This is a genomic window from Pseudomonas sp. 8209 (assembly GCF_028682105.1).
Taxonomy (GTDB): Bacteria; Pseudomonadota; Gammaproteobacteria; order Pseudomonadales; family Pseudomonadaceae; genus Aquipseudomonas; species Aquipseudomonas palmensis.
In genome coordinates this window covers 522,102-549,019 of the sequence record NZ_JANIAH010000003.1, presented here as the reverse complement: position 1 = coordinate 549,019, position 26,918 = coordinate 522,102, and the positions used below count along the sequence as shown (strand labels likewise).

General features: G+C 65.5%; 26 protein-coding genes. 16 read left to right on the top strand and 10 right to left on the bottom strand.

Features of this window, described 5'->3' with window-relative positions; all coding sequences use genetic code 11:
• Positions 1-282: 282 nt before the first annotated feature.
• Together NP552_RS09240 and NP552_RS09235 are read right to left on the bottom strand one after the other, a co-directional pair.
• Positions 283-1,776 carry a CoA-acylating methylmalonate-semialdehyde dehydrogenase gene (locus NP552_RS09240; RefSeq protein ID WP_043860970.1) on the bottom strand — a complete coding sequence of 498 codons (1,494 nt, stop codon included), beginning with the start codon at positions 1,774-1,776 and terminating at the stop codon, positions 283-285.
• Between the two features lie 62 nt (positions 1,777-1,838).
• Positions 1,839-3,185, bottom strand: coding sequence for an aspartate aminotransferase family protein (locus tag NP552_RS09235; RefSeq protein WP_100632875.1), 1,347 nt, complete (start codon positions 3,183-3,185; stop codon positions 1,839-1,841).
• Positions 3,186-3,309: 124 nt separating this feature from the next.
• Between NP552_RS09235 and NP552_RS09230 the strand changes: the two genes are divergently transcribed.
• The 5 genes from NP552_RS09230 to NP552_RS09210 all read left to right on the top strand — a co-directional run bounded on the left by NP552_RS09230 (position 3,310) and on the right by NP552_RS09210 (position 8,100).
• Positions 3,310-4,227, top strand: a complete 918-nt coding sequence (locus tag NP552_RS09230; RefSeq protein ID WP_043860968.1) for a LysR family transcriptional regulator — start codon at positions 3,310-3,312, stop codon at positions 4,225-4,227.
• Between the two features lie 100 nt (positions 4,228-4,327).
• Positions 4,328-4,987, top strand: coding sequence for a TetR/AcrR family transcriptional regulator (locus tag NP552_RS09225; protein WP_100632876.1), 660 nt, complete (start codon positions 4,328-4,330; stop codon positions 4,985-4,987).
• A 9-nt stretch (positions 4,988-4,996) separates the two neighbouring features.
• On the top strand, positions 4,997-5,581 hold the full coding sequence (locus NP552_RS09220; protein WP_043860966.1) for an IMPACT family protein: 585 nt from the start codon (positions 4,997-4,999) through the stop codon (positions 5,579-5,581).
• 361 nt (positions 5,582-5,942) lie between these two features.
• Entirely contained in the window at positions 5,943-6,629 is a 687-nt protein-coding gene (locus tag NP552_RS09215) for an SDR family oxidoreductase (RefSeq protein WP_043860965.1), read from the top strand.
• A 115-nt stretch (positions 6,630-6,744) separates the two neighbouring features.
• Positions 6,745-8,100, top strand: coding sequence for an 8-oxoguanine deaminase (locus NP552_RS09210; RefSeq protein WP_078481571.1), 1,356 nt, complete (start codon positions 6,745-6,747; stop codon positions 8,098-8,100).
• Positions 8,101-8,104: 4 nt separating this feature from the next.
• Here NP552_RS09210 and NP552_RS09205 read toward each other — a convergent pair whose 3' ends face one another.
• A complete protein-coding gene (locus NP552_RS09205; RefSeq protein ID WP_043860963.1) occupies positions 8,105-9,190 on the bottom strand; it encodes a calcium:proton antiporter in 1,086 nt (361 codons plus the stop codon).
• Between the two features lie 146 nt (positions 9,191-9,336).
• Between NP552_RS09205 and NP552_RS09200 the strand changes: the two genes are divergently transcribed.
• The gene (locus tag NP552_RS09200; protein WP_054916632.1) at positions 9,337-10,290 is read left to right on the top strand and encodes an adenosine deaminase; all 954 of its coding nucleotides are present in this window, start codon (positions 9,337-9,339) and stop codon (positions 10,288-10,290) included.
• 58 nt (positions 10,291-10,348) lie between these two features.
• Here the strand turns inward: NP552_RS09200 and NP552_RS09195 are convergent, their stop codons facing one another.
• Both NP552_RS09195 and NP552_RS09190 read right to left on the bottom strand, forming a co-directional pair.
• Positions 10,349-11,077: an ArsR/SmtB family transcription factor gene (locus NP552_RS09195; RefSeq protein WP_043860961.1), complete on the bottom strand. Its 729-nt coding sequence runs from the start codon at positions 11,075-11,077 to the stop codon at positions 10,349-10,351.
• A 356-nt stretch (positions 11,078-11,433) separates the two neighbouring features.
• A complete protein-coding gene (locus tag NP552_RS09190) occupies positions 11,434-12,354 on the bottom strand; it encodes a LysR family transcriptional regulator (RefSeq protein ID WP_043860960.1) in 921 nt (306 codons plus the stop codon).
• 111 nt (positions 12,355-12,465) lie between these two features.
• Between NP552_RS09190 and NP552_RS09185 the strand changes: the two genes are divergently transcribed.
• Both NP552_RS09185 and NP552_RS09180 read left to right on the top strand, forming a co-directional pair.
• Complete coding sequence (locus tag NP552_RS09185; RefSeq protein WP_043860959.1) at positions 12,466-13,479, top strand: zinc-binding alcohol dehydrogenase family protein; 1,014 nt, start codon at positions 12,466-12,468, stop codon at positions 13,477-13,479.
• Positions 13,480-13,593: 114 nt separating this feature from the next.
• Complete coding sequence (locus NP552_RS09180; RefSeq protein ID WP_116052671.1) at positions 13,594-13,758, top strand: sensor domain-containing protein; 165 nt, start codon at positions 13,594-13,596, stop codon at positions 13,756-13,758.
• Here NP552_RS09180 and NP552_RS09175 read toward each other — a convergent pair.
• Together NP552_RS09175 and NP552_RS09170 are read right to left on the bottom strand one after the other, a co-directional pair.
• On the bottom strand, positions 13,742-14,923 hold the full coding sequence (locus tag NP552_RS09175; RefSeq protein WP_054916633.1) for a multidrug effflux MFS transporter: 1,182 nt from the start codon (positions 14,921-14,923) through the stop codon (positions 13,742-13,744). The two genes, NP552_RS09180 and NP552_RS09175, sit on opposite strands and share 17 nt — an antisense overlap.
• Before the next feature lie 252 nt (positions 14,924-15,175).
• Entirely contained in the window at positions 15,176-15,376 is a 201-nt protein-coding gene (locus NP552_RS09170; protein ID WP_043860957.1) for a heavy-metal-associated domain-containing protein, read from the bottom strand.
• Between the two features lie 136 nt (positions 15,377-15,512).
• Between NP552_RS09170 and NP552_RS09165 the strand changes: the two genes are divergently transcribed.
• Genes NP552_RS09165 through cueR form a run of 3 tightly spaced genes read left to right on the top strand, consistent with a single transcriptional unit; the run spans position 15,513 to position 18,754 of the window.
• Positions 15,513-15,899 (top strand): hypothetical protein, encoded by a 387-nt coding sequence (locus NP552_RS09165; RefSeq protein WP_054916634.1) that lies wholly within the window; start codon positions 15,513-15,515, stop codon positions 15,897-15,899.
• A 54-nt stretch (positions 15,900-15,953) separates the two neighbouring features.
• Complete coding sequence (locus NP552_RS09160; protein WP_274096655.1) at positions 15,954-18,356, top strand: heavy metal translocating P-type ATPase; 2,403 nt, start codon at positions 15,954-15,956, stop codon at positions 18,354-18,356.
• The gene (cueR, locus tag NP552_RS09155; RefSeq protein WP_043860954.1) at positions 18,353-18,754 is read left to right on the top strand and encodes a Cu(I)-responsive transcriptional regulator; all 402 of its coding nucleotides are present in this window, start codon (positions 18,353-18,355) and stop codon (positions 18,752-18,754) included. The genes NP552_RS09160 and cueR overlap by 4 nt, the downstream gene beginning before the upstream one ends.
• A gap of 4 nt (positions 18,755-18,758) precedes the next feature.
• Here cueR and NP552_RS09150 read toward each other — a convergent pair whose 3' ends face one another.
• Both NP552_RS09150 and NP552_RS09145 read right to left on the bottom strand, forming a co-directional pair.
• On the bottom strand, positions 18,759-19,652 hold the full coding sequence (locus tag NP552_RS09150; RefSeq protein ID WP_043860953.1) for a PA4780 family RIO1-like protein kinase: 894 nt from the start codon (positions 19,650-19,652) through the stop codon (positions 18,759-18,761).
• A gap of 192 nt (positions 19,653-19,844) precedes the next feature.
• Positions 19,845-20,636, bottom strand: coding sequence for an AraC family transcriptional regulator (locus NP552_RS09145; protein ID WP_088514185.1), 792 nt, complete (start codon positions 20,634-20,636; stop codon positions 19,845-19,847).
• An 85-nt stretch (positions 20,637-20,721) separates the two neighbouring features.
• Here NP552_RS09145 and NP552_RS09140 point away from each other — a divergent pair, with 85 nt between their 5' ends.
• On the top strand, positions 20,722-21,738 hold the full coding sequence (locus NP552_RS09140; RefSeq protein ID WP_043860951.1) for a bile acid:sodium symporter family protein: 1,017 nt from the start codon (positions 20,722-20,724) through the stop codon (positions 21,736-21,738).
• Here NP552_RS09140 and NP552_RS09135 read toward each other — a convergent pair.
• Positions 21,725-23,002 carry an acetyl-CoA C-acetyltransferase gene (locus NP552_RS09135; protein ID WP_043860950.1) on the bottom strand — a complete coding sequence of 426 codons (1,278 nt, stop codon included), beginning with the start codon at positions 23,000-23,002 and terminating at the stop codon, positions 21,725-21,727. The two genes, NP552_RS09140 and NP552_RS09135, sit on opposite strands and share 14 nt — an antisense overlap.
• 124 nt (positions 23,003-23,126) lie before the next feature.
• Between NP552_RS09135 and NP552_RS09130 the strand changes: the two genes are divergently transcribed.
• Genes NP552_RS09130 through NP552_RS09115 form a run of 4 tightly spaced genes read left to right on the top strand, consistent with a single transcriptional unit; the run spans position 23,127 to position 26,868 of the window.
• The gene (locus tag NP552_RS09130) at positions 23,127-24,479 is read left to right on the top strand and encodes a 3-oxoacyl-ACP reductase (RefSeq protein ID WP_058540781.1); all 1,353 of its coding nucleotides are present in this window, start codon (positions 23,127-23,129) and stop codon (positions 24,477-24,479) included.
• A 2-nt stretch (positions 24,480-24,481) separates the two neighbouring features.
• Positions 24,482-25,354, top strand: a complete 873-nt coding sequence (locus NP552_RS09125; protein ID WP_088514183.1) for a MaoC family dehydratase — start codon at positions 24,482-24,484, stop codon at positions 25,352-25,354.
• A 40-nt stretch (positions 25,355-25,394) separates the two neighbouring features.
• Entirely contained in the window at positions 25,395-26,228 is an 834-nt protein-coding gene (locus tag NP552_RS09120; RefSeq protein ID WP_043860947.1) for an AraC family transcriptional regulator, read from the top strand.
• Positions 26,229-26,277: 49 nt separating this feature from the next.
• On the top strand, positions 26,278-26,868 hold the full coding sequence (locus tag NP552_RS09115; RefSeq protein WP_104572955.1) for a LysE family translocator: 591 nt from the start codon (positions 26,278-26,280) through the stop codon (positions 26,866-26,868).
• The last annotated feature ends 50 nt before the right edge of the window (positions 26,869-26,918 follow it).

The following is a 26,918-nucleotide window of genomic DNA, read 5'->3' as shown; positions in this document are numbered from 1 at the left end:
CCTCTCGTAGCGGGAGGCGAATTCTACAGCGTTACAACCTGCTGTCAACCACCTTTTTCACCGCTACCGATCTTTCGATCGAAGCACCTCCAGCCTGACCTGAAACGCCCAACTCGTTGATATTCAAGGAGTTTTTCGTTCCTGCTACGCTGGAAGTGGGGCGAAGTATAAAGACTTCTGGAAACCCGTCAAGCGCTATTCGCAATAAATCTGTCACATCGGTCAAAAACGCTGAAAAACAAAAGAGGGAGGCCTTGCGGCCTCCCTCCTTTCAGCCCGACCTCAAAGGCTTGGGAATGCGAACTGCGATGCTTCATGGCTGGCGCGCTGCGGCCAACGCTGGGTGATCGCCTTGCGCCGGGTATAGAAGCGCACGCCATCCGGGCCGTAGGCATGCAGGTCGCCAAACAGCGAGCGCTTCCAGCCACCGAAGCTGTGATAGGCCACCGGCACCGGCAACGGAACGTTGACCCCCACCATGCCCACTTCGATCTCGTCGCAGAACAGACGCGCCGCTTCCCCATCACGGGTGAAGATGCAGGTGCCGTTGCCGTATTCATGATCGTTGATCAACTGCATGGCCTGCTCGAGGCTGTTCACCCGTACCACACACAGCACCGGGCCGAAGATCTCTTCCTTATAGATACGCATCTCGGGGCTGACCCGATCGAACAGCGTACCGCCCACGAAGTAACCTTGCTCATGCCCCGCAACACTGTAGCCGCGGCCGTCCACCACCAATTCGGCACCGGCGGCCAGGCCGTCATCGATATAGCCAACCACCTTGTCGCGCGCAGCCGCAGTCACCAGCGGCCCCATGTCCAGGCCGCAACTGGTACCGGCACCGATCTTCAGCGCCTTGATCTGCGGCACCAGCTTGGCCACCAGTGCATCGGCTACCTGGTCACCCACGCACACCGCTACCGAGATTGCCATGCAGCGTTCACCGCACGAACCGTACGCCGCGCCCATCAGTGCGCTGACCGCGTTGTCCAGGTCGGCATCGGGCATCAGCACCGCGTGGTTCTTCGCACCACCCAGCGCCTGCACACGCTTGCCACGACGAGTGCCCTCGGCATAGATGTACTCGGCAATCGGCGTGGAGCCCACAAAGCTCAGCGCCTTGACCTCTGGGGCTTCGATCAGCGCGTCCACCGCCACCTTGTCGCCATGCACCACGTTCAGCACGCCCTTGGGCAAGCCGGCTTCCAGCAACAGCTGGGCAATGAACAGCGACGAGCTCGGATCGCGCTCGGACGGTTTGAGAATGAAGCAGTTGCCACAGGCAATCGCCAGCGGGTACATCCACAGCGGCACCATGGCCGGGAAGTTGAACGGGGTGATCCCCGCAACGATGCCCAGCGGCTGGAAGTCGGACCATGCATCGATGTTCGGGCCCACGTTGCGGCTGTATTCGCCTTTGAGCACTTCGGGGGCAGCGCAGGCGAACTCGACGTTCTCGATACCGCGCTTGAGTTCACCCGCCGCATCCTCGAGGGTCTTGCCATGCTCTTCGCTGATCATCTGCGCAATGCGCGACTCGTTCTGCTCAAGCAGTTGCTTGAAGCGAAACATCACCTGGGCCCGCTTGGCCGGCGGGGTATTGCGCCAGGCCGGGAATGCCGACTTGGCCGAATCGATGGCCTGCTGCACGGTTTCCCGGCTGGCCAGCGCCACCTTGCGTACCGCCTGGCCGGTGGACGGGTTGAACACATCGGCGGTGCGCTCACCGCTTGAAACCATTTCACCGTGGATCAGATGCTGAACAATGCTCATGCAGAACTCCAGAAAGGGGGTTCAGGCGCGGCACCGCGCGCCTGCTTATATAAAGAGAGGGATCAGCCGACCTGGTTGATCGCTTCGCCCACCGCATCGAACAGGCGATCCAGCTCTTGCGGGGTGGTGTTGAAAGTCGGGCCGAACTGCAGGGTGTCGCCGCCGTAGCGAACATAGAAGCCGGCGTTCCACAGCTTCATGGCGATCTCGAACGGACGCACGATGGCATCCCCGTCCCGCGCGGCAATCTGGATGGCACCGGCCAGGCCGTAGTTGCGAATGTCGACGATGTTCTTCGCGCCCTTGACTCCGTGCAGCACACGTTCGAAATGCGGTGCCAGGTCGGCAGCCGACTGCACCAGGTTCTCCTTCTCCAGCAGGTCGAGTGCAGCCAGGCCGGCAGCGCAGGCAACCGGGTGCGCGGAGTAGGTGTAGCCGTGCGGGAATTCGACCGCGTATTCCGGGGTCGGCTGGTTCATGAAGGTCTGGTAGATCTCGCTGCTGGCGATCACCGCGCCCATCGGGATGGCGCCGTTGGTAACCTGCTTGGCGATACACATCAGGTCGGGCGTCGCACCAAAGGCGTCGGCACCGAACATGGCACCCATACGGCCAAAACCGGTGATCACTTCGTCGAAGATCAGCAGAATGTTGTGCTGGTCGCAGATCTCGCGCAGGCGCTTGAGGTAGCCCTTGGGCGGTGGCAGTACACCGGCGGAGCCGGCCAGCGGCTCGACGATCAGTGCCGCGATGTTCGACGCATCGTGCAGCTCGATCAGCTTGAGCATCTCGTCGGCCAGGGCGATACCGCCCTCCTCCGGCATCCCCTTGCTGAATGCGTTGCCCGGCAGCAGGGTGTGCGGGATATGGTCCACATCCAGCAACTGGCCGAACATCTTGCGGTTGCCGTTGACGCCGCCCAGGCTGGTGCCGGCGATGTTCACGCCGTGGTAGCCACGGGCACGGCCGATCAGCTTGGTCTTGGTCGCCTGGCCTTTGAGGCGCCAGTAGGCACGCACCATCTTCAGCGCGGTATCGGCGCATTCGGAACCGGAGTTGGTATAGAAGACGTGGTTCAGGTTGCCCGGGGTCAGGTCGGTGATCTTCTCGGCCAGCTGGAACGACAGCGGGTGGCCGAACTGGAAGGCCGGCGAATAATCCAGCACACCCAGCTGACGCGACACCGCTTCCTGAATCTGCTTGCGGGTATGCCCGGCGCCGCAGGTCCACAGCCCCGACAGCGCATCATAGATCTTGCGCCCCTTGTCATCCGTCAGGTAGCTGCCTTCGGCGGCGACGATCAGGCGCGGGTCGCGCTGAAAGTTGCGGTTGGCGGTATAGGGCATCCAGTGCGCATCCAGCTTGAGCTGGCTGGCAAGGCCGAGGGGAGCGTTTTCAGGCAGATTCATGGGACAAACCTCGCAAGGCAATGAGCAACATGAGGGAGGCAAACGTTGTTGCAGCTAAGTTGTCACGGGGATAAAGTCTGAAAAAGCCTACTTTTCTAATCTTCAGTTAGCTGGACACTAAACTATGAGCCGTCGCCCGGAGCCGCTTGCGCAGGTCAGTGATTTCGACATCCGTCTGTTGAAAATCTACCGCAGCGTGGTGGAATGCGGCGGCTTCTCCGCAGCCGAGAACGTGCTGGGCATCGGCCGCTCGGCCATCAGCCAGCAGATGAGCGACCTGGAGCAACGCCTGGGCCTGCGCCTGTGTCAGCGCGGCCGTGCCGGGTTCTCGCTGACCGAAGAGGGCCGCGAGGTGTACCAGAGCGCACTGCAACTGCTCGGCGCGCTGGAAAGCTTTCGCACCGAAGTCAACGGCCTGCACCAGCACTTGCGCGGCGAGCTGAACATCGGCCTCACCGACAACCTGGTGACCCTGCCGCACATGCGCATCACCCATGCCCTGGCGCAGCTCAAGGACCGGGGGCCGGAGGTACGCATTCAGATCCGCATGATCGCTCCCAGCCAGGTCGAACAGGGCGTGCTCGACGGCAGCCTGCACGTCGGCGTGGTCCCCCAGACCAGCCCGCTGTCGGGGCTCGAGTACCAGCCACTGTACAGTGAGCGCTCACTGCTCTATTGCGCGGTCGGGCACCCGCTGTTCTATGCCGATGACCGCCAGCTGGACGACGACCGCCTCAACAGCCAGGACGCGATCGCCCCCACCTTCCGCCTGCCGGCCGAGATCCAGGCCCAGTATCAGGACCTGCACTGCACCGCCAGCGCCTCGGACCGCGAAGGCATGGCGTTCCTGATTCTTACCGGGCGCTACATCGGCTACCTGCCCGACCACTACGCCAACGCCTGGGTACAGCAGGGGCGCCTGCGCGCCCTCAAACCCGACGAACGCTTCTATGACCTGAGCCTGTGCTGGGTTACCCGCAAGGGACGACGCCCGCACCTGGTGCTCGAGAGCTTCCTGGACAGCCTGGCGGCCACCCGCTGATGCGGTTTATCGGCTTTTTCGCCGATGAGCGCTTGCCCGCCTGCCACGGCTGGGTTATCAGTGCATGTGCCACACTACCCCGCTCTGTCCGGAATCGCCCATGACCTTCGAAGTCCCCGCACACCGCCTCCAGGCTACCAGGCCTGCCGGCCGTATCCGCCAGAAGAACGAGCAGGCCATCATCCAGGCTGCCGAAGACGAGTTCGCCCGTCACGGCTTCAAGGGCACCAGCATGAACACCATCGCGCTGAACGCCGGGCTGCCCAAGGCCAACCTGCACTATTACTTCACCAACAAGCTGGGCCTGTACGTGGCGGTGCTGAGCAACATCATCGAGTTGTGGGACAGCACCTTCAACACCCTGAGTGCCGACGACGACCCGGCCGAGGCGCTGAGCCGCTACATTCGCGCCAAGATGGAATTCTCGCGGCGCAACCCGCAGGCCTCGCGGATCTTCGCCATGGAGATCATCAGCGGCGGCCAGTGCCTGACCGACTACTTCAGCCAGGACTACCGCGACTGGTTCAAGGGCCGGGCCGCCGTGTTCGAAAGCTGGATGAATGCCGGCAAGATGGACCGCCTCGACCCGGTACACCTGATCTTCCTGCTCTGGGGCAGCACCCAGCACTATGCCGACTTCTCCACACAGATCTGCCAGGTAACCGGCCGCAGCCGCCTGACCAAGCAGGACATGGAAGACGCCAGCAACAACCTTATCCACATCATCCTCAAAGGCTGTGGCCTGACCCCACCGAACTGAACCCTGCTTATGCCTTTTACCCTGTTGGACACTTGCGAGTTTCGTGAAGAGATCCGCAAGAGCCGCTTCATCACCCTGGCCGGCCCCATCAGCAGCCCGGCCGAGGCCCAGGCCTTCATCGAACGGCACAGCGACCTGGCCGCCACCCACAACTGCTGGGCCTGGAAACTGGGGGCGCAGTACCGCAGCAGCGACGACGGCGAACCCGGCGGTACGGCCGGGCGCCCGATCCTGGCGGCCATCGAGGCGCAGGACTGCGACCAGGTAGTGGTGCTGGTGATTCGCTGGTACGGCGGCATTCAGCTGGGCACCGGTGGACTGGCCCGGGCCTATGGCGGTGGCGCCAACAAGTGCCTGCAACAGGCCGAAAAGCGCCTGCTGGTAAGCCGTGTCGAGCTGCACTGCAGTTGCGCATTCAGCGAACTGGCCCTGCTCAAGCTACGCGTCGCCGAAGCCGACGGCCTGGTAATGGACGAGCAGTTCACCGCCAACGGTGTCGACCTGTTGCTGGCGCTTGGCGAGGAGCAGATCGAACCGGTGCAACGACAACTGGCCGACCTGAGCCGCGGGCGCATTCTGCTCGAACGGCGCTGACACTTGCCCACATCCACTGTGGGCCCGGCTGTGGATAACCTCTTAGCACTCGGCTGCAGCCCTTCTGGATCAAGGCTCACAGAGAAACGATCATATTTTGAGCAAGATTTGATGACAGGCCATCAAGCGGCGTCGAATCAGTGACTTATCCCCAGCCAGGTGTCCTTTAGGGCCGGCTCCATGGCCACAAAACCGTGCCTGGCGCTTGCACACAAATACTGTGGAGCAAGCTGTGGATAAACCGTGAGCGCCTGCGCCAAAGGCCTGCCGGCCAATGCTCAGCGTCGATTGATCATTTTATGAGCAGCCTCCAGGCCATGCTACGCTGCGTATCCTCTGCCCACCTGTACGGAGTTATCCCATGACCGCCCCCAAAACCGCACTGATCATTGGCGCATCCCGTGGCCTGGGCCTTGGCCTTGTGCAGCGCCTGCGCGAGCAGGGCTGGAACGTGACCGCCACCGTTCGGGACCCTGCCAGGGCCCCTGCGCTGGCCGCAGTGCCGGGCGTACAGGTCGAGACCCTGGAAATGAACAGCACCGATCAGCTCGATGCACTGCAGGCGCGCCTCAAGGGTCAGACCTTCGACCTGCTGTTCGTCAATGCGGGGGTCAAGGGCCCTGATGACCAGAACCCGGAGCGGGTACAACTGGCGGATATCGGCGAACTATTCATGACCAACAGCGTCGCGCCGATTCGCGTGGCGCAGCGCTTGAGCCCGCAGCTCAACGACAAGGGTGGGGTCATCGCCTTCATGAGCTCGGTGCTGGGCAGCGTGAGCATCCCCGACGCGCCCGACCTGGCCCTGTACAAGGCCAGCAAGGCGGCACTCAATTCCATGATCAACAGCTTCGTCGTGCAGCTGGGCGACACCGGCCTGACCGTGCTGGCCATGCACCCGGGCTGGGTCCAGACCGACATGGGCGGCGAAGGCGCTGAAATCGACGTGCCTACCAGCACAGGCGGGATGGTTGAACAGGTCACCCTCAACAGCGGCAAGGGTGGCCTGCATTTCATCAACTACAAGGGCGAAAAACTGATCTGGTGATCTGACGCGCGGTGGGTGTAGACTCGGCCCTTCGCCCACCGCGGCGGACCTGGATCAGCAGACAGGGCAACACTGAGCTGGCTAACCTGAACCCACTTTCAGAGGAGCCGGCACCATGCCTGCGACCCGTATCTGGTTGAAAAACCCGCTTGCCATCTTTACCGCCAACACCCTCGACGCCCGTGGCGGCCTGGTGCTCGAAGGCGGCATCATCCGCGAAGTCCTCGGCCTCGGCCAAACCCCCGCCACACCTTGCCAGCAGACCTTCGATGCCCGTGAGCACGTGGTACTGCCAGGCCTGATCAACACCCACCACCACTTCTACCAGACCCTTACCCGTGCCTGGGCTCCGGTGGTCAACCAGCCGCTGTTCCCCTGGCTCAAGACGCTGTACCCGGTGTGGGCCCGGCTCACCCCGGCCAAGCTGGAGCTGGCGACCCAGGTAGCCCTGGCCGAACTGCTGCTGTCGGGCTGCACCACCGCTGCCGACCACCACTACCTGTTCCCCGACGGCCTGGAAAACGCCATCGACGTACAAGTGGAGAGTGTGCGCAAACTCGGCATGCGCGCCATGCTCACCCGCGGTTCCATGAGCCTGGGTGAAGCCGATGGTGGCCTGCCACCGCAGCAGACGGTGCAGCAGGGCGAGGTGATCCTGGCCGACAGCCAACGACTTATCCACAGCTACCACGAGCGTGACGCGGGCGCGCAGATCCAGATCGCCCTGGCCCCCTGCTCACCGTTCTCGGTCACGCCCGAAATCATGCGCGCCAGCGCGACCCTGGCCCAAGAGCTGGACGTGCGCCTGCACACGCATCTGGCCGAAACCCTCGACGAGGAGGACTTCTGCCTGCAGCGCTTTGGCCTGCGTACGGTCGACTATCTGGACAGTGTCGGCTGGCTCGGCCCGCGCACCTGGCTGGCCCACGGCATCCACTTCAACCCCGACGAGATTGCCCGCCTGGGCGCTGCCGGCACCGGCATCTGCCATTGCCCCAGCTCCAACATGCGCCTGGCATCGGGCATCTGCCCCACCGTGGATCTGACCGACGCGGGTGCGCCAGTGGGCCTGGGTGTGGATGGCTCGGCCTCCAACGATGCGTCCAACATGATCCTCGAAACCCGCCAGGCCCTGTACCTGCAGCGCCTGCGCTACGGTGCCGAGGCCATCACCCCCGAGCGCGTGCTGGGCTGGGCCACACGAGGTTCGGCGCAACTGCTGGGGCGCGACGACATCGGCGAGCTGGCCGTGGGCAAGCAGGCCGACCTGGCCCTGTTCAAGCTGGATGAACTGCGTTTTTCCGGCAGCCATGATCCGCTCTCGGCCCTGCTGCTGTGCGGTGCCGACCGGGCCGACCGGGTGATGGTCGGCGGCCGGTGGCGAGTGATCGATGGCCAGATCGAAGGGCTGGACGTGAAGGGCCTGATCGCCGATCACCGCCAGGCCGCCGCGCAACTGATCGCCGGCTAGGCAGCTACAGGCCCAGCAGCGCCAGCATGATGAACGTGGCGAACAGCACGAAGTGGGTCATGCCCTCGATCGCGTTGGTTTCGCCATCGTTCAGGTTGATGGCGCTGACGATCAGCGTGATGAAGATCATCACCGTCTGCACCGGGGTCATGGCCATCTGGAACGGCTGACCGGTGTACAGGGCCATGGCCTCCATCAGCGGCACGGTGAGGATCACCGTCGACAGCGAGGCCCCCAGGGCGATGTTGACCACCGATTGCATGCGGTTGGCCAGCGCCGCGCGCAATGCGGTGAGAATCTCGGGCGCGGCAGAGATGGCCGCTACCACGATTGCCGTCAGTACCGGCGGTGCTCCGCTGCCCTCCAGGCCATAGTCCAGGGTCTTGGACATGACTTCGGCCAGCAGGCCGATCACCACCACCCCCGAAATCAGAATCGCGATCGATCGCGCCTTGTGGCCGCCCGGCGTCCCTGCCACCGGGTCGCGGCGTTTCTTCTGCGGGTAGCTGTAGCTGAAAAAGTAGCTGTGCGGCCCCACCTGCATGCGCAGAAACAGCGTATACAGCACCACCATCGCGCCGATGGTGAAGGCCGAATACAGATGCCACTGGGCTTCGGGGATGAACTCGGGCACCACCATCGATACGCCCATCGCGGTCATGATCATCACGCTGTAGGTGCGTGCCGAATCGTCGTTGTAGCTCTGCTCGCCGTGCTTGAGCCCGCCCATCAACGCGGCCAGGCCCAGGATCCCGTTGATATCGAGCATCACCGCCGAGTAGATGGTATCGCGCACCAGCGTCGGCGAAGCCTCATTGCTCATCATGATGGCCAGGATCACCACCTCCACCAAGACCGCCGACAGGGTCAGGATCATGGTGCCGTAGGGGTCGCCGACCTTTTCCGCCAGCAGCTCGGCATGCTGTGCAACCCGCATCGAGGCGCACACGATCGCCCCCACCAGCGCGAACCCGGCCAACAACGCCACGCCATGGCCATGCCCCAGCAACAGCGGCTCCAATGGCCAGGCCAGCAGGGCGGTCACCACGGCCAGCAGCAAGAGCTTTTCCTGGGTCAGTAGCTTGAGCATCGGTGGCCTTGAACAGAAGGGGTGTGGCTAGAGACTGTAGCTGCTGTGGAAGGTTTCCTGCTGCCGGACCATCCGGCCAGGTTTCGCGCCGCCCCTCGTCAACCGCTGTAGAATGGCGCGCAACCGCACCTTGATGAGAACACGCTATGTACGACTGGCTTAACGCGCTGCCCAAGGCAGAATTGCACCTGCACCTGGAGGGATCGCTCGAGCCCGAACTGCTGTTCGCTCTGGCCGAACGCAATGGCATCGCCCTGCCCTGGAACGATGTGGAGGCCCTGCGCGCGGCCTATGCGTTCAACAACCTGCAGGAGTTCCTCGACCTGTACTACCAGGGCGCCGACGTGCTGCGCACCGAGCAGGACTTCTACGATCTTACCTGGGCCTACCTGCTGCGCTGCAAGGCACAGAACGTGATCCACACCGAACCGTTCTTCGACCCCCAGACCCATACCGACCGGGGCATCCCGTTCGAGGTGGTACTGGCCGGCATCAGCGCAGCCCTCAAGGATGGCCAGCGCAAGCTGGGCATCAGCAGTGGCCTGATCCTGAGCTTCCTGCGCCACCTGAGCGAAGACGAGGCCCACGCCACCCTCGATCAGGCCCTGCCCTTTCGCGATGCCTTCATCGCCGTGGGGCTGGACAGCTCGGAGCAAGGCCACCCGCCCAGCAAGTTCCAGCGCGTGTTCGACCGCGCCCGTAGCGAAGGCTTCCTGACGGTCGCGCACGCCGGCGAGGAAGGCCCGCCCGAGTACATCTGGGAAGCCCTGGACCTGCTCAAAATCCAGCGTATCGACCACGGCGTGCGCGCCATCGAGGACGAGCGCCTGATGCAGCGCATCATCGACGAACAGATCCCGCTGACCGTCTGCCCTCTGTCCAACACCAAGCTGTGCGTGTTCGACCACATGCGCGAACACAACATCCTCGAGATGCTCGAGCGTGGCGTGAAGGTCACGGTGAACTCGGACGACCCAGCCTATTTCGGTGGCTACGTGACCGAGAACTTCCATGCCCTGCATACCCACCTCGGCATGACCCAGGACCAGGCCAGGCGTCTGGCGCAGAACAGCCTGGATGCGCGCCTGCTCAAGCCCTGACCTCTGCGCGGGCAGGTCGACCCATCACCGGTGGGTCGGCCTTGCCCGCCACCTGCGGCTACTCCCCCACCGCCAACGGCATAGGCGACTGTGCAATCAGCGGGATTTCACGCAACCCGGCGGGGGTGACGTGCAAGGCGCGCGAGTCACCGTTCATGCGCACCCAGCCCGACTGCACGAAAAGCCTGAGCAGGCTGCTGCCCAGAGCCCCGCCCAGGTGCGGGCGCTGCTCGCTCCACTCGCTGCAGCAACTGCACGCACTGCAGGCTCTGCCCTCGCGCAGTGCCAATGCCTCGACGAAGATGCCAAAGTCGGCAAAGTGCAGGCGCCCCAGCGAGCTGACCTCCAACTGGCGGTCGCAGAGCTCCAGCCACTTGGCCTCCTGCAAGCGCTGGTACAGGTCGGCCGCCAGCTCACCGCCCAGGTGGTCACGGCACAAGCGTGCGCGGCGCATCGCCAGCGGGATCCCCGGCGCCTCCCGGCTGACACGCACGCCCTGACGAAAATGCTCGCGCACCGGCACACTGGCCAGCGCCTCCACAGCGGCGCCCACCTCCGGGGCTGCCAGCCGAAAATACCGTTTGCGCCCGCGCGCCTCTATCTTCAGCAACCCCCCTGCCAGCAGGCGCCCAAGGTGAGCGCAGGTGGAAGAAGGTGTCAGGCCGGTCATCCTGGCCAACTCGTCGGAGGGGCGGGCCAGACCGTCGATCAAGGCCCACAGCATGGCGCTGCGCTTGGGGTCAGCCAGCAGGCTGGCGATCACACTGATACTTGCTACAGGTTTCATATCTGCACTCCCTGCGGATTCCGAAGACGTAACTTGCCCGCCCCTGCAATGGAAACGTCTCTTGCTGGTAACGACTGCGGGGGCAAGTATATGCCGGCCTGTAAGCACTTAAACGGCCTCTATCTCCGGCAAAATTGCCCGTTTTGGGCAACCATGTGGCCTTCTGCAAAGGTCACTTTCGGGTGGCGGGCCTTCCGCCCCTGGCACCACAGCCGCATGGGGGCGGCTTTCCCTGCAGAGCGAGGGTTGCGCTCAAGGGCCGATGAGCGCGCAACGCCCTACATCCAAGGTAAACAAGTCACTCAACCTAAAATGAAATGTATGACCCTGATCCAGCGCCCGACAGCCGGCCCTGCCTAGCCGGTCATCGCCAGCAGCGGCTCCAGCAGGTGCCGGCATCTGGCCTTGAGTTCGTCGCGCAGCAACTGCACCGGCTTGCCGAGCTGCGCCCGGTGGGTGCACAGCAGATTCAGCGGCGCAGCTTCACCCCGCACCCCGGGCAGCAGCACTTCGAGGCGCCCGGCCTTCACATCGGCTGCCACATCCAGCCAGGACTTGTAGGCAATGCCCACACCTGCCACGGCCCAGCGCCGTACCACGTCGGCGTCGTCGCAAAAGCGGTCGCCACGCACCAGCACCGTCTGTGTCGCGGCCCCGTCACTGAAGCGCCACTGGTCATGCACACGGCCACCCAACTGGTACAGCAGGCAGTTGTGCTCGGCCAGCTGTGCAACCGTCGCCGGTTGGCCATGGCGCGCCAGATAATCAGGTGCGGCGCACAGCACCCGGCGGTTGTCGGGGCACAGGGGCAACGCCACCAGGCTCGAGTCTTCGGGGGTGCCGTAGCGCAGCGCCACATCCACCGGCTGGCGAAACAGGTCGGCATTGCGATCGCCCAGCAGCAGGCGCACGTTCAGCAACGGGTGCGCCTGCTGCAACTGGTCCAACCAGGGCAACAGCACATTGCGTCCGAAATCCGACGGTGCCGACAACTGCAGCACGCCGCTCACCTCGGCCTGGCCCTGAGCCAACGCCCGCCGTCCCTCCTCGAGGCTGGCCAAGGCTACCCGGGCGTGGTTGAGGAACCCCTCGCCTTCAGCAGTCAGGCGCAGACTGCGCGTCGAACGGGCCAGCAGCCGCACTTTCAATTGCGCCTCAAGGCGCTTGAGCGCTGCGCTCGCCACTGCCGGCGAAAGGTCGAGCTGGCGCGCAGCGGCCGACAGGCTGCCCAGTTCCGCGGCGCGCACGAACAGTTGCAGATCATCGGTACGCAGCACTTGTCGGCCTCATTATCAAAAAAAAAATGAAAGTATCTGCCGTTTTATCGGGTTTTAACCCCAAGTGAAAGCACTGATGATGGCGGCACTCCCCCCCTCAAGGACCTCTTCATGAAAGCCATTGCCTACTATCAATCGTTGCCGATCGCCGACCCCGCCGCGCTGCAGGACATCGAGCTGCCCGCCCCGCAGCCTGGCCCGCGCGACCTGCTGGTGCAGGTGCACGCCATCTCGGTCAACCCGGTCGACACCAAGGTGCGCCAGAACGTGCAACCCGAGGCCGGCGTGGCCAAGGTGCTGGGGTGGGACGTTGCCGGTGTGGTCAAGGCGGTGGGCAGCGAGGTCAGCCTGTTCCAACCTGGCGACAAGGTCTACTACGCAGGCTCCATCGCCCGCGCCGGGGGCAACAGCGAGCTGCACGTGGTCGACGAGCGCATCGTCGGGCACATGCCCCGAACCCTGGGTTTCGCCGAAGCCGCCGCATTGCCGCTGACCGCCATTACCGCCTGGGAGCTGCTGTTCGAACGCCTGCAGATCGCCGAAGGCAAGGCCGACCTGGGCCAGAGCCTGCTGATCGTCGGTGGCGCCGGCGGCGTCGGTTCGATCCTGACTCAACTGGCCAGCCAACTGACCGGGCTCAAGGTCATCGCCAGCGCTTCACGTCCCGAAACCCAGGCCTGGGTAAGGGAACTGGGCGCCGATGTGGTAGTCGATCACCGTCAGCCCCTGGCCCAGGCCCTGAAGGCGCAGGGTATCGATAGCGTTACCCACGTTGCCAGCCTGACGCAGACCGACCAGCACCTGGACCAGCTGGTCGAGGCACTCGCCCCGCAGGGCAAGCTGGCGCTGATCGACGACCCCAAGCAGTTGGACGTGACCAAGCTCAAGCGCAAGAGCCTGTCGCTGCACTGGGAATTCATGTACACCCGCTCGCTGTTCGAAACCGCCGACATGCAGGCGCAGCACACGCTGCTCAACCGCGTGGCCGAGCTGATCGACGCAGGCACCCTCAAGACCACCCTGGGCGAGCATTTCGGCCCGATCAATGCAGCCAACCTGCGCCGGGCTCATGCGCTGCTCGAAAGCGGTGCAGCCAAGGGCAAAATCGTGCTGGAAGGGTTCTGAGCCCCTCCGGGCCCCGGCATGACCGTCAGTCAGTACACTGACGCCGGTCATGCCGGGGCCCGGTCGCGGCGCTACAATGCTGCTGCATTTACCCAACCACACAGGTAGGCAGCGATGAAGATTATCGTCAGTGCATCAGCCCGCAAACCCGGGTGCCCGTGGCAGGTTCAGCTCGACCAGCATGTGGTCAGCTTTCGCAGCGAGGCCGAGGCTCGCGCCTTTGTCGACACCCTGCAACAACGCTTGCGGGCCCCGCACCCGCTCAAGCAGGTCGGCTGAGCTGCAGGCGTCGGGTCAACATAGCCACGCCCACCGCCGCCGCACCGCACAGGCTGATGACCAGCGCCATCGGCAGCGCGCTGCCGTCATGCAGCACTCCCACCAGGGCAGCCGCACCCGCCGCCACGCTGAACTGCACGCACCCCAGCAACGCCGAGGCACTGCCGGCGCGGGCACCCTGCCCGCTCATGGCGCAGGCCGAGGCGTTGGGGATGATGCAGCCAAGGCTGGCAATGCACACGAACAGCGGCACCAGCAACGGCCACAGCGCCTGCGTATGCAGCGCGCTGATTCCCAGCAGCACCAGCCCGGCCGCCAGGTATACCCACACCGTGCGGGCCAGCAAAAAGGCAGGCCCACGCTTGGCCAGCAATCGCGCATTCACCTGCGCCACCAGGATGAAGCCCGCCGCATTGCTGCCGAACAGCCAGCCGTAATGTTCGGCCGGTACCCCATAAAGCTTGATGAACACGAAGGGCGACCCGGCGATATAGGCGAACATGCCGGCAATCGCGATGCCGCCGGTCAGTGCATGCCCCATGAACACGCGGTCCTTGAGCAGGCGCCCGTATTGGCGCAACGCCCCCGACAGCGGCTGGCGTGGTTGGTTGGAAGGCAGGCTCTCCGGCAGGCCCAGGGCAACGGCCAGCGTACAGCCGGCGCTGAACAGGGTGAGCACGAGGAAGATCGACTGCCAGCCATACAGGTTGACCAGCACCCCGCCCAGCATCGGGGCAAGGATCGGCGCCAGGCCCATCACCAGCATCAGTTGCGAGAACACCTTGGCCGAAGCCACTGCATCACACTTGTCGCTGACGATGGCCCGCGACAGCACCATGCCTGCGCAACCACCCAGGGCCTGTACAAAACGCGCGGCGATCAGGGCGTCCAGGCTCGGTGCAAAGGCACAGGCCAGCGACGCCAGGGTAAACAGGGTCACCCCGACCAGCAGCGGAATGCGTCGACCGAAGCGGTCGGCCACCGGGCCATAGGCCAGCTGCCCCAGCGACAGGCCCAGGAAATAGGCCGCCAGGGTGGTCTGGATGTGTTTTTCGTCGGTCGCAAAGGCCAGGGCCATTGCCGGGAAGCCGGGCAAGTAGAAATCGATCGCCAACGGCCCGAACGCACTGAGTGCGCCGAGGATCAGGATGGTGCGCAGGTTCATCGGGAATCCATAGCAGGCTAAGCAAGTGCCTTAGTCTAACCGGGCTGCCATGGATAAGCCGCGAATCTTTTGCCGAATTCGCTGGCACGTGCGCCCCTTGTTGGAGCCGGCCTTGCCGGGGATCGAGCGCGCAGCGCTCGCACACCGGAATGCACAGTGCAGCAGACACACCGCCCATGCAGGGTCGGTAGCCGCTTCGCGCCGGTTCGCCAGCAAGGCTGGCTCCTACAGGCGAAGCGGCTACCGGCTTGTTCAGGCCACAAGCTCGGCCTTGTAACCCTCATCGACAATCGCCTGCACGATCTGCGGCGCCTGCAGCGAACTGTCGACGCGCACCTGCTTGCTGGCCAGGTCCACCTCTACGATGGCCTGTGCATCCTGGCTCTGTACCGCACGGGTCACGGCCTTCACACAGTGGCCACAGGTCATGCCTTGAACAGTGAATACTTGCATGGGAACTACCTCCTTGGGATTTGAGCGCAGTCTCAAGCTTGCCATCGGGGCAAGGTCAAGTGCATGCCGAACTGGAAATCCGCGCCAAGCTCGGCCAAGCTGCGCCCTTGTCGAACGATCAGCAGGAGATTCATTCATGGGCAGGGCAGCATTGGGCCTTATCGGTTTGCTCGGGTTGTGCAGCATCGTGCCCCTGGCCAGCGCCGAAGGGCCGTCGGACTACAGCGTGTTGATCATTTCCCGCGAGCGTCTGGAGGTCGCCACGTCCTGCGAGATCGGCATCTATCTCAACGACCAGCTGTCGGCGCGACTGTTCCAGGAACACTCCACCTCGTTCAACCTGCCGGGCGGCCCGGTGAACGTGCGCCTGCGCCTGCTTCCCGGGCAGGCACCGGGTTGCAACAACGGCATCGAGAACCAGCGCAGCACACGAATCAACGTACTGGCGGGCCAGGTCAACAAGTACCGCATCGTCATGGACAACAATGGCCTCAGCCTGAAGAAGGCCGCTCTGGGCTATTGACCTTGCCAATGGGGTAAGGTTGATGCTTGGCGCCTGTCCAAGGAGGAGAGCCCCATGTCCGCATCAACCACCTTCGATCTGCCGATTCAAGGCATGACCTGCGCCAGCTGCGCCGGTCGTGTCGAGCGCGCCCTGCGCAAAGTCGCCGGCGCCGAACACGTCAGCGTCAACCTCGCCACCGAACACGCCCGGGTGCAAGCCCCTGCCGGCGCCCTGCCGGCACTGGTCGACGCCGTCAGCCAGGCCGGTTACAGCGTGCCCGCCCAGAGCCTCGAACTGCAGATTGGCGGCATGACCTGCGCCAGCTGTGCCGGGCGCGTGGAGCGGGCCTTGAACAAGGTGCCCGGCGTACAGCGGGTCAGCGTCAACCTGGCCAACGAGCGCGCGCACATCGAGCTGCTGGGGCAGGTCGACAGCGCGCTGCTGATCGACGCGGTGACCCAGGCAGGTTACACGGCCAGCCTGCCGCAAGCGGGCAAGGCCGATCAGGCCGACGCCGAGCGACGCCTGCGCAAGGAGCGCTGGTCGGTCGGCCTGGCCATACTGCTGGCCCTGCCGCTGGTGCTGCCGATGCTGCTGCAGCCCTTCGGCATCCACTGGATGCTGCCGGCCTGGGCACAGTTCGTACTGGCCACCCCCGTGCAGTTCATCCTGGGCGCACGGTTCTATGTCGCGGCCTGGAAGGCGGTACGCGCCGGGGCCGGCAACATGGACCTGCTGGTAGCCCTGGGCACCAGCGCCGGTTACGGCCTGAGCCTGTACGAATGGGCGCGGGCCACCGCAGGCAGCATGCCGCACCTGTATTTCGAAGCCTCGGCGGTGGTCATCGCCCTGGTGCTGCTGGGCAAGTACCTGGAAAGCCGCGCCAAGCGCCAGACCGCCAGTGCCATCCGCGCCCTCGAAGCTCTGCGCCCTGAGCGCGCCCTGCAGGTGATCGACGGCCAGGAGCGCGACGTACCCATCAGCGCCCTGCGCCTGCATGACCTGGTGCGGGTACTGCCCGGCGAACGCTTCCCGGTGGACGGTGAGGTGATCGAGGGCCAGAGCCATGCCGACGAAGCCCTGATCAGCGGCGAAAGCCTGCCCGTGCCCAAGCAGCCGGGCGACCGCGTGACCGGCGGCGCCATCAACGGCGAAGGCCGCCTGCTGGTAAGTGTGCTGGCCCTGGGTACTGAAACCGTGCTGGCGCGCATCATCCGCCTGGTCGAAGACGCCCAGGCCGCCAAGGCCCCCATCCAGAAACTGGTCGACCGGGTCAGCCAGGTGTTCGTGCCAGCCGTGCTGGTGCTGGCCCTGGCAACCCTGGTCGGCTGGTGGCTGGCCGGCGCGCCAATCGAAACCGCGCTGATCAATGCCGTGGCCGTGCTGGTCATCGCCTGCCCCTGTGCCCTGGGCCTGGCCACACCCACCGCGATCATGGCCGGTACCGGCGTGGCCGCGCGCCACGGCATCCTGATCAAGGACGCCGAAGCGCTGGAGCGTGCCCATGCAGTCAACCGCGTGGTGTTCGACAAGACCGGCACCCTCACTTCCGGCAGCCCGCGCATCGTTCACAGCAAGGCCCAGGGCATCGAGGCAGGCGAACTGCTGCAACTGGCCGGCGCCCTGCAACGCGGCAGCGAACACCCGCTGGCCAAGGCGGTACTGGATGCCTGCCAGGAGCAGGGCCTGACCGTACCCGACATCGACGACAGCCAATCGCTGACCGGCCGCGGCATCGCCGGCCACCTCAATGGCCGCGACCTGGCCCTGGGCAACCGTCGCCTGCTGGAAGAAAGCGGCCTGCAACCGGGTGAACTCGCCACCAGCGCCCAGGCCTGGGAGGCCGAGGGGCGCACCTTGTCGTGGCTGATCGAGCGCGGTGCGCAACCACGGGTGCTGGGCCTGTTCGCCTTCGGCGACAGCCTCAAGCCTGGCGCAGACGCCGCCGTACGCCAGCTGAGCCAACAGGGCATCAGCAGCCACCTGCTGACCGGCGACAACCGCGGTAGCGCCAAGGTGGTGGCCCAGGCCCTTGGCATCAATGACGTATACGCCGAGGTGCTGCCGGCCGACAAGGCCGCCACTGTTCTCGAACTGAAGAAATCGGGTGTGGTAGCGATGGTGGGTGATGGCATCAACGACGCGCCGGCCCTGGCCGCCGCCGACATCGGCATCGCCATGGGTGGCGGCACCGATGTGGCCATGCAGGCCGCCGGCATCACCCTGATGCGCGGCGACCCGCGCCTGGTACCGGCCGCCCTGGAGATCAGCCGCAAGACCTACGCCAAGATCCGCCAGAACCTGTTCTGGGCCTTCATCTATAACCTGATCGGTATTCCGCTGGCGGCCTTCGGCCTGCTCAACCCGGTGCTGGCCGGGGCGGCCATGGCCTTGTCGAGCGTCAGCGTGGTCAGCAACGCCTTGCTGCTCAAAACCTGGAAACCGCAAACGCCGCCACAGGACGATGCCCCATGAACATCGGACAAGCCGCCAAACGTACCGGCCTGAGCGCCAAGATGATCCGCTACTACGAGTCCATCGGCCTGCTCAAGCCGGCCTCGCGCAGCGACAGTGGCTACCGCCTCTACCAGCAGGACGACCTGCACGCGCTGGCATTCATCAAGCGCTCGCGAGACCTGGGGTTTTCATTGGAGGAAGTGGCCAAACTGCTGACCTTGTGGCAGGACCGCCAGCGCGCCAGCGCCGACGTGAAAGCCCTGGCCAACGAGCATATCGCTGACCTGAACCGGCGCATCGACGAGCTGGTGAGCCTGCGCGATACGCTGAGCGAGCTGGTCGCCCACTGCCAGGGGGACGATCGCCCCGACTGCCCGATCCTCAAGGACCTGGCAGCCGGCAGCTGCTGTCACTAGCGCGTTACTGCATCCACGGCGGTGGCGGTTCCTCGGCCTTGGCCGGGCCGTTCTCCGCCTCGGCGCGTGCAGCCTGCCGGCGCGCCTCGTCCAGGCGCGCCGCTTCGATCTCGCGCATCACCCCGTCGACATCGGCGCTGTGCTCGTCCTCCGCGAACTGCCCGCTCAGCGGGCTTTCCGGAGTCAGCTCGCCGGCCTCGTACAACGCCCACATTTCCTTGGCGTAGCGGGTGGCCTTGAGCTCCGGGGCAAACTGGCCGAAGTACCCGGCCATGTTCCCCACATCGCGCTCGAGCATGCTGAACGCATGGTTGTTGCCGGCCGCATCCACCGCCTGGGGCAGGTCGATGATCACCGGGCCGTCAGGGCCGAGCAGCACGTTGAATTCCGACAGGTCGCCATGCACCAGGCCGGTGCACAGCATCAGCACGATCTGGCGGATCACGAAGTCGTGGTACTCGCGGGCCTGATCGGCCTCCAGGTGCACGTCGTTCAGGCGTGGCGCCGCATCGCCATGGGCATCGGACACCAGCTCCATCAACAGCACGCCATCGAGAAAATCGAACGGCTTGGGTACCCGCACGCCGGCACTGGCCAGGCGAAACAGGGCTGCCACCTCGGCATTCTGCCAGGCCTCCTCGGCCTCTTTGCGCCCATACTTGGAGCCCTTGGCCATGGCCCGCGCCTGGCGGCTGTTGCGCACCTTGCGGCCCTCCTGGTATTCGGCGGCCTGACGGAAGCTGCGCTTGTTGGCCTCTTTGTAGACCTTGGCGCAGCGCAGCTCGGTACCGCACCGCACCACGTACACCGCGGCTTCCTTGCCACTCATCAGGGGTCGGATGACTTCATCGACCAGCCCGTCTTCTATCAGTGGTTCTATGCGTTTTGGAGTCTTCATCGGCTTTTGTTCTGGGTCCTGTTTTGCCAAACACACGGGTATCACGGGTTGCCGGCCATCGTCTCACAGCCATGAGCCAGATGCGCGCTCACGATACAACAAGGCCCTCAAAGGAAGTGGACCCGATAATGTCCAAATAATTTAATCCCGCCTGCACCGAGTGCCTCGTGGCTTCCCGAACATGGCAGACACTCACTGCCTGAACAGTTCCCCCGGCGTCGCCCCGAACAAGCCCTTGAACGCCACGATGAACGCCGACGTCGACTCATAGCCGCAACCCAGCGCCGCCTGGGTCACGCTCTGCCCCTGCTCCAGCGCCTGCAGCGACGACAGCAGGCGCATGCGCTGGCGCCAGCCGCGAAAGCTCAGCCCCGTCTCGCGCTGAAACAACCGCATCAGGGTCTTCTGCGAACGCCCCAGGCGCTCGGCCCAGTAGGCCAGGCCGGCGTCCTGCTCCGGGTGCGCCAGCAATGCATTGCACACCTCGAGCAGGCGCGGGTGCTGCGGCAGCGGCAACGAAAAACCCACCTCGGGCAGCCCCTGCAACTGCTCCAGCAGCACCTGCACCAGATGTGCCTCGGGGCTCTCGCCTTCGGCGTAATCCACCGGGAACAGGCAGAACTGCTTGATCAGCTCACGGGCCAGCGGCGTCACCTCCAGCACCCGGCAGCGCGGCCCGGCCCACGCCGCATCGGCCTGACGCACATACAGGCTGCGCATTTCGGCACGAGTCGAGGTAATCACCTCATGCTCCACCCCGGCCGGTATCCACACGCCCCACTGCGGCGGCGCAAAAAAACTGCCCTCGGCGGTGTACACCCCCAGCACCCCGCTGATCGCATAGGAAAACTGTATCCAGTCGTGTCGATGACGCGGCGTCCACGAGCCGGCCCCCAGGCTTTCGGCACGCGCATACAGTGGCCGCGGCAGGGCATCGAGCAGCGGGATTGGGCGTGGCAGCAGATTTTGTCCGTTACTCGGCATCGCTTGGCCTTGTGTCGCGAGACGGAAGAATGGCCACAGGTTAGCCTGCCGCTTCGTTATTACAAGATGATTCGCAGGCCCGCCTATGCAAGCTCACCTCAAGCGCGTGGTAACCGACTGGTTCCTGTGCGGCATGTTTCTCGCCACCTTCCTCGCCTGGCTGTTCCCGCACTTCGGTGCCAGCGGCGGCTCGATGCACGCCGAATACGTGATCAACATCGGTGTGTTCGTGGTGTTCTTCCTGCACGGCATCAACCTGTCCAGCGAACAGATCCGCCATGGCCTGAAGAACTGGCGCCTGCACCTGATGGTGCAGGGCTTCACCTTCGTGGTGTTCCCGCTGCTGTGGTGGCTGGGCAACAGCGTGCTGGGCAGCCATGTGCCAGCGCTGCTGATGCTGGGCTTTCTGTACCTGTGCGCCCTGCCCTCGACCATCTCCTCGTCGGTGGCGCTGACCGGCAGCGCCGGCGGCAACGTGCCCGCCGCAATCCTCAACGCCAGCCTGTCCAGCGTGCTGGGCATCTTCCTGACCCCGTGGCTGGTGAGCCTGGTGGTGGGCAACGGCAGCGATGGCATCGACCTGGGCGCCACCCTGCTCGACCTGTGCGCCATGCTCCTGCTGCCGCTGGTGCTGGGGCAGTTGCTGCGCCCGTGGCTGGGCCGCTTCTTTGCCCGCCACAAGCGCTACACCAACGTGATGGACAAGGTGGTGATCCTGCTACTGGTGTACGCGGCGTTCTGCAACTCGATGATCTCGGGGCTGTGGCAGCAGCAGGGTGGCTCGGTACTGCTCACCGCCGTTCTGGGCAGCGCGTTGCTGCTGGCGCTGATCCTGTGGCTGACCACCCGCAGCGCGCGGCTGCTCAGGTTCAGCCCGGCCGACGAGATCGCCGCAGTGTTCTGCGCCAGCAAGAAATCCCTGGCCGCCGGCGCACCGATGGCCGCATTGATCTTCGGCGCCCATCCCGGGCTGGGGCTGATTCTGCTGCCGATCATGATCTATCACCCGCTGCAGTTGATCGTGTGCTCGATCATGGCCGAACACTACGCCAACCGCCCGGCGCCCCTGGCCAAGGAGGCGCCGCTGGTCAGCGCTCGATGATCGCGGTCACGCCCTGCCCGCCCGCGGCGCAGATCGAAATCAGCCCGCGGCCCTGGCCGGCCTCGTCCAGCAGCTTGGCCAGGTTGGCCAGAATGCGCCCGCCGGTAGCGGCGAACGGGTGCCCTGCAGCCAGCGAACTGCCCTTGACGTTGAGCCTGTCGCGGTCGATGGCACCCAACGGCTCGCTCAGGCCCAGCCGGCTCTGGCAGTAGTCGGCGTCTTCCCAGGCCTTCAGCGTGCACAGCACCTGGGCGGCGAAGGCTTCGTGGATCTCGTAGAAGTCGAAGTCCTGAAGGGTCAGGCCGTTGCGCTCCAGCAGTCGAGGTACCGCATAGGCCGGCGCCATCAGCAGCCCCTCCTGGCCTTTGACGAAATCCACCGCAGCATTCTGACCATCGAGAAAATACGCCTTGATCGGCAGGCCGCGCTCGCGGGCCCACTCTTCGCTGGCCAGCAGTACCACCGAAGCGCCATCGGTCAGTGGCGTGGAGTTGCCCGCCGTCAGCGTGCCCTTGGCGCTGCGCTCGAACACCGGCTTGAGGCTGGCAAGTTTCTCCAGGGTCAGGTCCGGGCGCAGGTTGTGATCGCGGGTCAGGCCCAGGAAGGGCGTGAGCAGGTCATCCTGCCAGCCTTCGGCAAACGCCCGGGCCAGGTTCTGGTGGCTGCGCAAGGCCAGCTCGTCCTGCTCGGCACGCCCTATCTGCCAGGTCTGCGCCATCAGCTCGCAGTGCTCGCCCATCGACAGCCCGGTACGCGGCTCGCCATTGCGCGGCAGCTCGGGCTTGAGGTGCCAGGGCCTCAGTTGCAGGAACACCTTGAGCTTGTCGCCCGTGGTCTTGGCCCGATTGGCCTGCAGCAGCAACTTGCGCAGCCCCTCGTTGACCGCAATCGGCGCATCGGAGGTGGTGTCCACGCCGCCAGCAATGCCGCTGTCGATCTGCCCCAGGGCGATCTTGTTGGCCACCATCAGCGCGGTTTCCAGCCCCGTGGCGCAGGCCTGCTGCAGGTCATAGGCCGGGGTCTGCGGCGACAGCCGCGAGCCCAGCACGCATTCGCGGGTCAGGTTCATGTCGCGCGAGTGCTTGAGCACCGCGCCCGCCGCCACTTCGCCCAGTTGCAGGCCATGCAGGCCGAAACGCTCAACCAGCCCTTCGATTGCCGCAGTCAGCATCGCCTGGTTGCTGGCCGTGGCGTAGGGCCCGTTGGAGCGGGCGAACGGGATTCGATTGCCGCCGATGATCGCGACCCGACGTAAAGCGCGCATGCACAGACTTCCTTATTCCGAGACGGGATAGACCCGCTATAGCGTAGGTGTTTTTTCGCCAGTCGAACGACCGAAGGCGAAACATGGTCCACACTTTGGTGCTTAATTTCCGGGAGACGTTCACATGAGCGACCGCTATATCGACTTCGCCAACTCTTCATTCGGTCGGCGCGTGGCCGGTGCCGTCGGCCTGCCCACCCCCGCCCGCCTGGAGCGCTGGGAAGCCGGCAGGCTGCGCCCGGTCGAAGGCGCCCTGCTGCTCGGCGGCGGGCCGCTGGTGACGAACGTGGCCGCCTTTGCCAGGCGCCTGACCGACGAGGTCTACAGCTATGCCGATGAAAGCCTCGAACTGCCGGCCTGGGTCGCGGGCCTGGGGCCCAAGCTCAAGGCCGTGGTGTTCGACGCCAGCCACCTGACCGACAGCGACCAGCTCAAGCAACTGCGCGAGTTCTTCCAGCCGCTGCTGCGCAGCCTGGCTGCCAGTGCGCACATCGTGATCCTGGGGCGCGCGCCCGAATCGCTGGACGACCCGCTGGCCAGCGTGGCGCAGCGGGCCCTGGAAGGTTTCAGCCGTTCGCTGGCCAAGGAACTGCGCAACGGCGCCACCCTGCAACTGCTGTATGTGGACCCGGCCGCGCAGGACCAGCTCGAAGGCGCGCTGCGCTTCTTCCTCTCGCCCAAGAGCGCCTTCATCAGCGGCCAGGTGCTGCGCCTGACCGCCTGCGCCACCCAGGTACAGGACTGGTCGCGCCCGCTGGCCGGGCGCAAGGCGCTGGTCACCGGTGCGGCCCGCGGCATCGGCGCCGCCATCGCCGAAACCCTGGCCCGTGACGGCGCCGAGGTGGTGCTGCTCGACGTGCCCCAGGCCAAGGCCGACCTCGACGCCCTGGCCGCGCGCCTGGGTGGGCGCAGCGTGGCGCTGGACATCTGCGCCAGCGATGCATCGGCGCACCTGCTCGAAGCGCTCCCCGAGGGCATCGACATCGTCGTGCACAACGCCGGCATCACCCGCGACAAGACCCTGGCCAACATGACCCCCGAATACTGGGACGCCGTGCTCGCGGTCAACCTCAAGGCCCCCCAGGTGCTGACCCAGGCGCTGCTCGACGGCGGCGCGCTGCACGACAACGCACGCATCGTGCTGCTGGCCTCGATCAGCGGTATCGCCGGCAACCGCGGGCAGGCCAACTATGCCGCCAGCAAGGCCGGCCTGATCGGCCTGGCCCAGGCCTGGGCGCCGCTGCTGGCCAAGCGGGGTGCCAGCATCAATGCGGTGGCCCCCGGCTTCATCGAAACACGCATGACGGCGGCCATCCCCTTCGCCCTGCGCGAAGCCGGGCGACGCATGAGCTCCCTGGGCCAGGGCGGCCTGCCGCAGGACGTTGCCGAAGCCGTGGCCTGGCTGGGACAGCCCGGCAGTGGCGCGGTCAACGGCCAGGTGCTGCGCGTATGCGGCCAGGCCGTGATGGGGGCATGAGCATGGACCGACACTGGCACGATCTGCACCGCACGCAAGGGCTGAGCGGGCTGTACCTGAAGGCTGCGCGCAAGCGCAGCATCACCGGCGACAGCCTGCCCGCCAGCGGCCTGCACTGCGCCATCGGCGTGAATCCACAGCGCCTGCAGGCCTACCGCAAGCTCTGCCACTTCGGCGACGACAGCCACCTGCCGCCGACCTTCCCCCATGTGATGGCGTTCGCCCTGCAACTGCAACTGCTGACCGCCGACGACTTCCCGTTCCCGCTGCTGGGCCTGGTGCACCTGAACAACCGCATCCGCGTGGTGCGCCCGCTGGGTGGCATCGGCACGCTGCGCTTCAGCGTGTTCGTCGACAACCTGCAGCCCCACGCCAAGGGCGCGACCTTCGACCTGATGACCGAAGCCGAAGACAGCCTGGGGCTGCTCTGGCACGAGCGCAGTCGCATGCTGTGTCGCGGCGTCAAGCTCGAAGGCGAGCCACCCGCCGTCGACACCCCTGAACCGCTGCCTCTGGGCGAGCTGACCCGCTGGTATGCCGACAGCGACATCGGCCGGCGCTACGCCAAGGTCTGCGGCGACTACAACCCCATCCACCTGAGTGCGCTCAGCGCTCGCCTGTTCGGGTTTCCCCAGGCCATCGCCCATGGCATGTGGAGCAAGGCCATGGCGCTGGCCGCGCTGCGCGGGCACCTGCCGCTCAGCGGCTACGAGGTGGACGTGGCCTTTCACAAGCCTGTGCGCCTGCCCAGCGAAGTGGTGCTGGAGGGCAGCGCAGTCGCACCCGACGGCCAGTTCCGCCTGGTAGGCCATGGCGACCTGGTGCACATGACCGGCAGTTGGCACACGCTGCACGAATCTTCTAGACCTGCCTGACGGACCGGGCGATAACGGTTTTCTTTGCCGGTAGCACACGATGAACAGCAACTGGATAGACCTGCGCCAGGAGCCCGATACCGGCATCGAGACCCTGCGCGCGCATTTTCGCGGGCATGCCTATGATCCGCACTGGCACGACAGCTACCTGGTGGGCGTGACCGAACAGGGCGTCCAGCAGTTCACCTGTCGCCGCGCCCGCCACCAGAGCACACCGGGCAAGGTGTTTCTGCTCGAACCCGGCGAGTTGCACGACGGCGATGCGCCCAGCCCCGAGGGCTTCACCTACCGCATGCTCTACCTCGACCCGCAATGGCTGGAGCGCGAGCTGCGCGGCTTCACCGAGCATGCCCCGCCCGCCAGCCAACCCGGTTTTGCCCACACCCTGGCCAGCGACCCGCGCCTGGCAGCGGCCACCGCGTGCGCCTTCCAGTCGCTGCACGAGCCGGAGCTGCGCATGGTGCGCCAGGCGGCACTGGACCAGTTGCTGGAGCACCTGAGCGGGCATCTGCAATGGCGCCGCCGGCTCGACCCCGACCCGCGCCTGCCGCTGGTGGCACAAAGGGCGCGCGACTACCTGCATGCACACCTGCACCACGACATCGGCCTCGAACAACTGGCGGCGGCGTGCAACATCGACCGCTTTCGCCTGAGCCGCGCCTTCAAGGCCGCGTTCGGCCTGGCGCCCCACGCCTACCTGGTGCAACTGCGCCTGGCCCATGCACGCCGGCTGCTGGCGGCAGGGTCGAGCCCGGCACAGGTGGCGCCAGCGCTGGGCTTTGCCGACCAGAGCCACCTGGGACGCTGGTTCCTGCGCGCCTATGGCATGACCCCGGCACAGTACCGCAGGCGCTGCACAAAGCTTCCAGACTGACGCGCGCCAACACGCGAGCATGCAAGCCCCTCTACCAAGGAGCCTGCCCATGCTGGCCTTCATGCTGTTTGCCTTCGTTGCGTCCATCACCCCCGGGCCGACCAATTTCCTGGTACTGAGCAACAGCGCCAGCCATGGCCTGCGCGCTGCATTGCCAATCATCCTGGGGGCCGGTGCAGGGGCCGCGCTGATCGTCTGGCTGGTGGGCAGTGGCATGGGCGAGGCACTGTTCCGGGCCCCGGCGGTGCAGCCGCTGCTCAACGGGCTGGGCGTGGCCTGGCTGACCTGGCTGGCCTGGAAGATCTTTCGCAGCCCAGTGCAGGTGCAGCAATCGGGCGCGACGTCGGCCAGGCTCGGCCTGTGGGGCGCGGCGGCGTTGCAGGTGATCAACCCCAAGACGTGGATGATGGCGCTGGCGGTGGCCAGCGTGTTCATCGATGCCGCAGCCAGCGACCGCCTGCTGCAGGTGACGCACCTGAGCCTGGTGTTCTTCGTGATCGCGCTGCCGTGCCTGGGTGGCTGGGCCTTGCTCGGCAGCGGGGCGCGGCGCCTGAGCGGTTCGCCGGTGGTGCTGCGCCGGGTCAACCAGGGGCTGGCGCTGCTGTTGCTGGTGTCGGCCTGGGCCAGCCTCTGGCAGTGAGGCCCCATGCACCTGACACAGGGCTTGCAGGAGCCGGCGTTGCCGGCGAA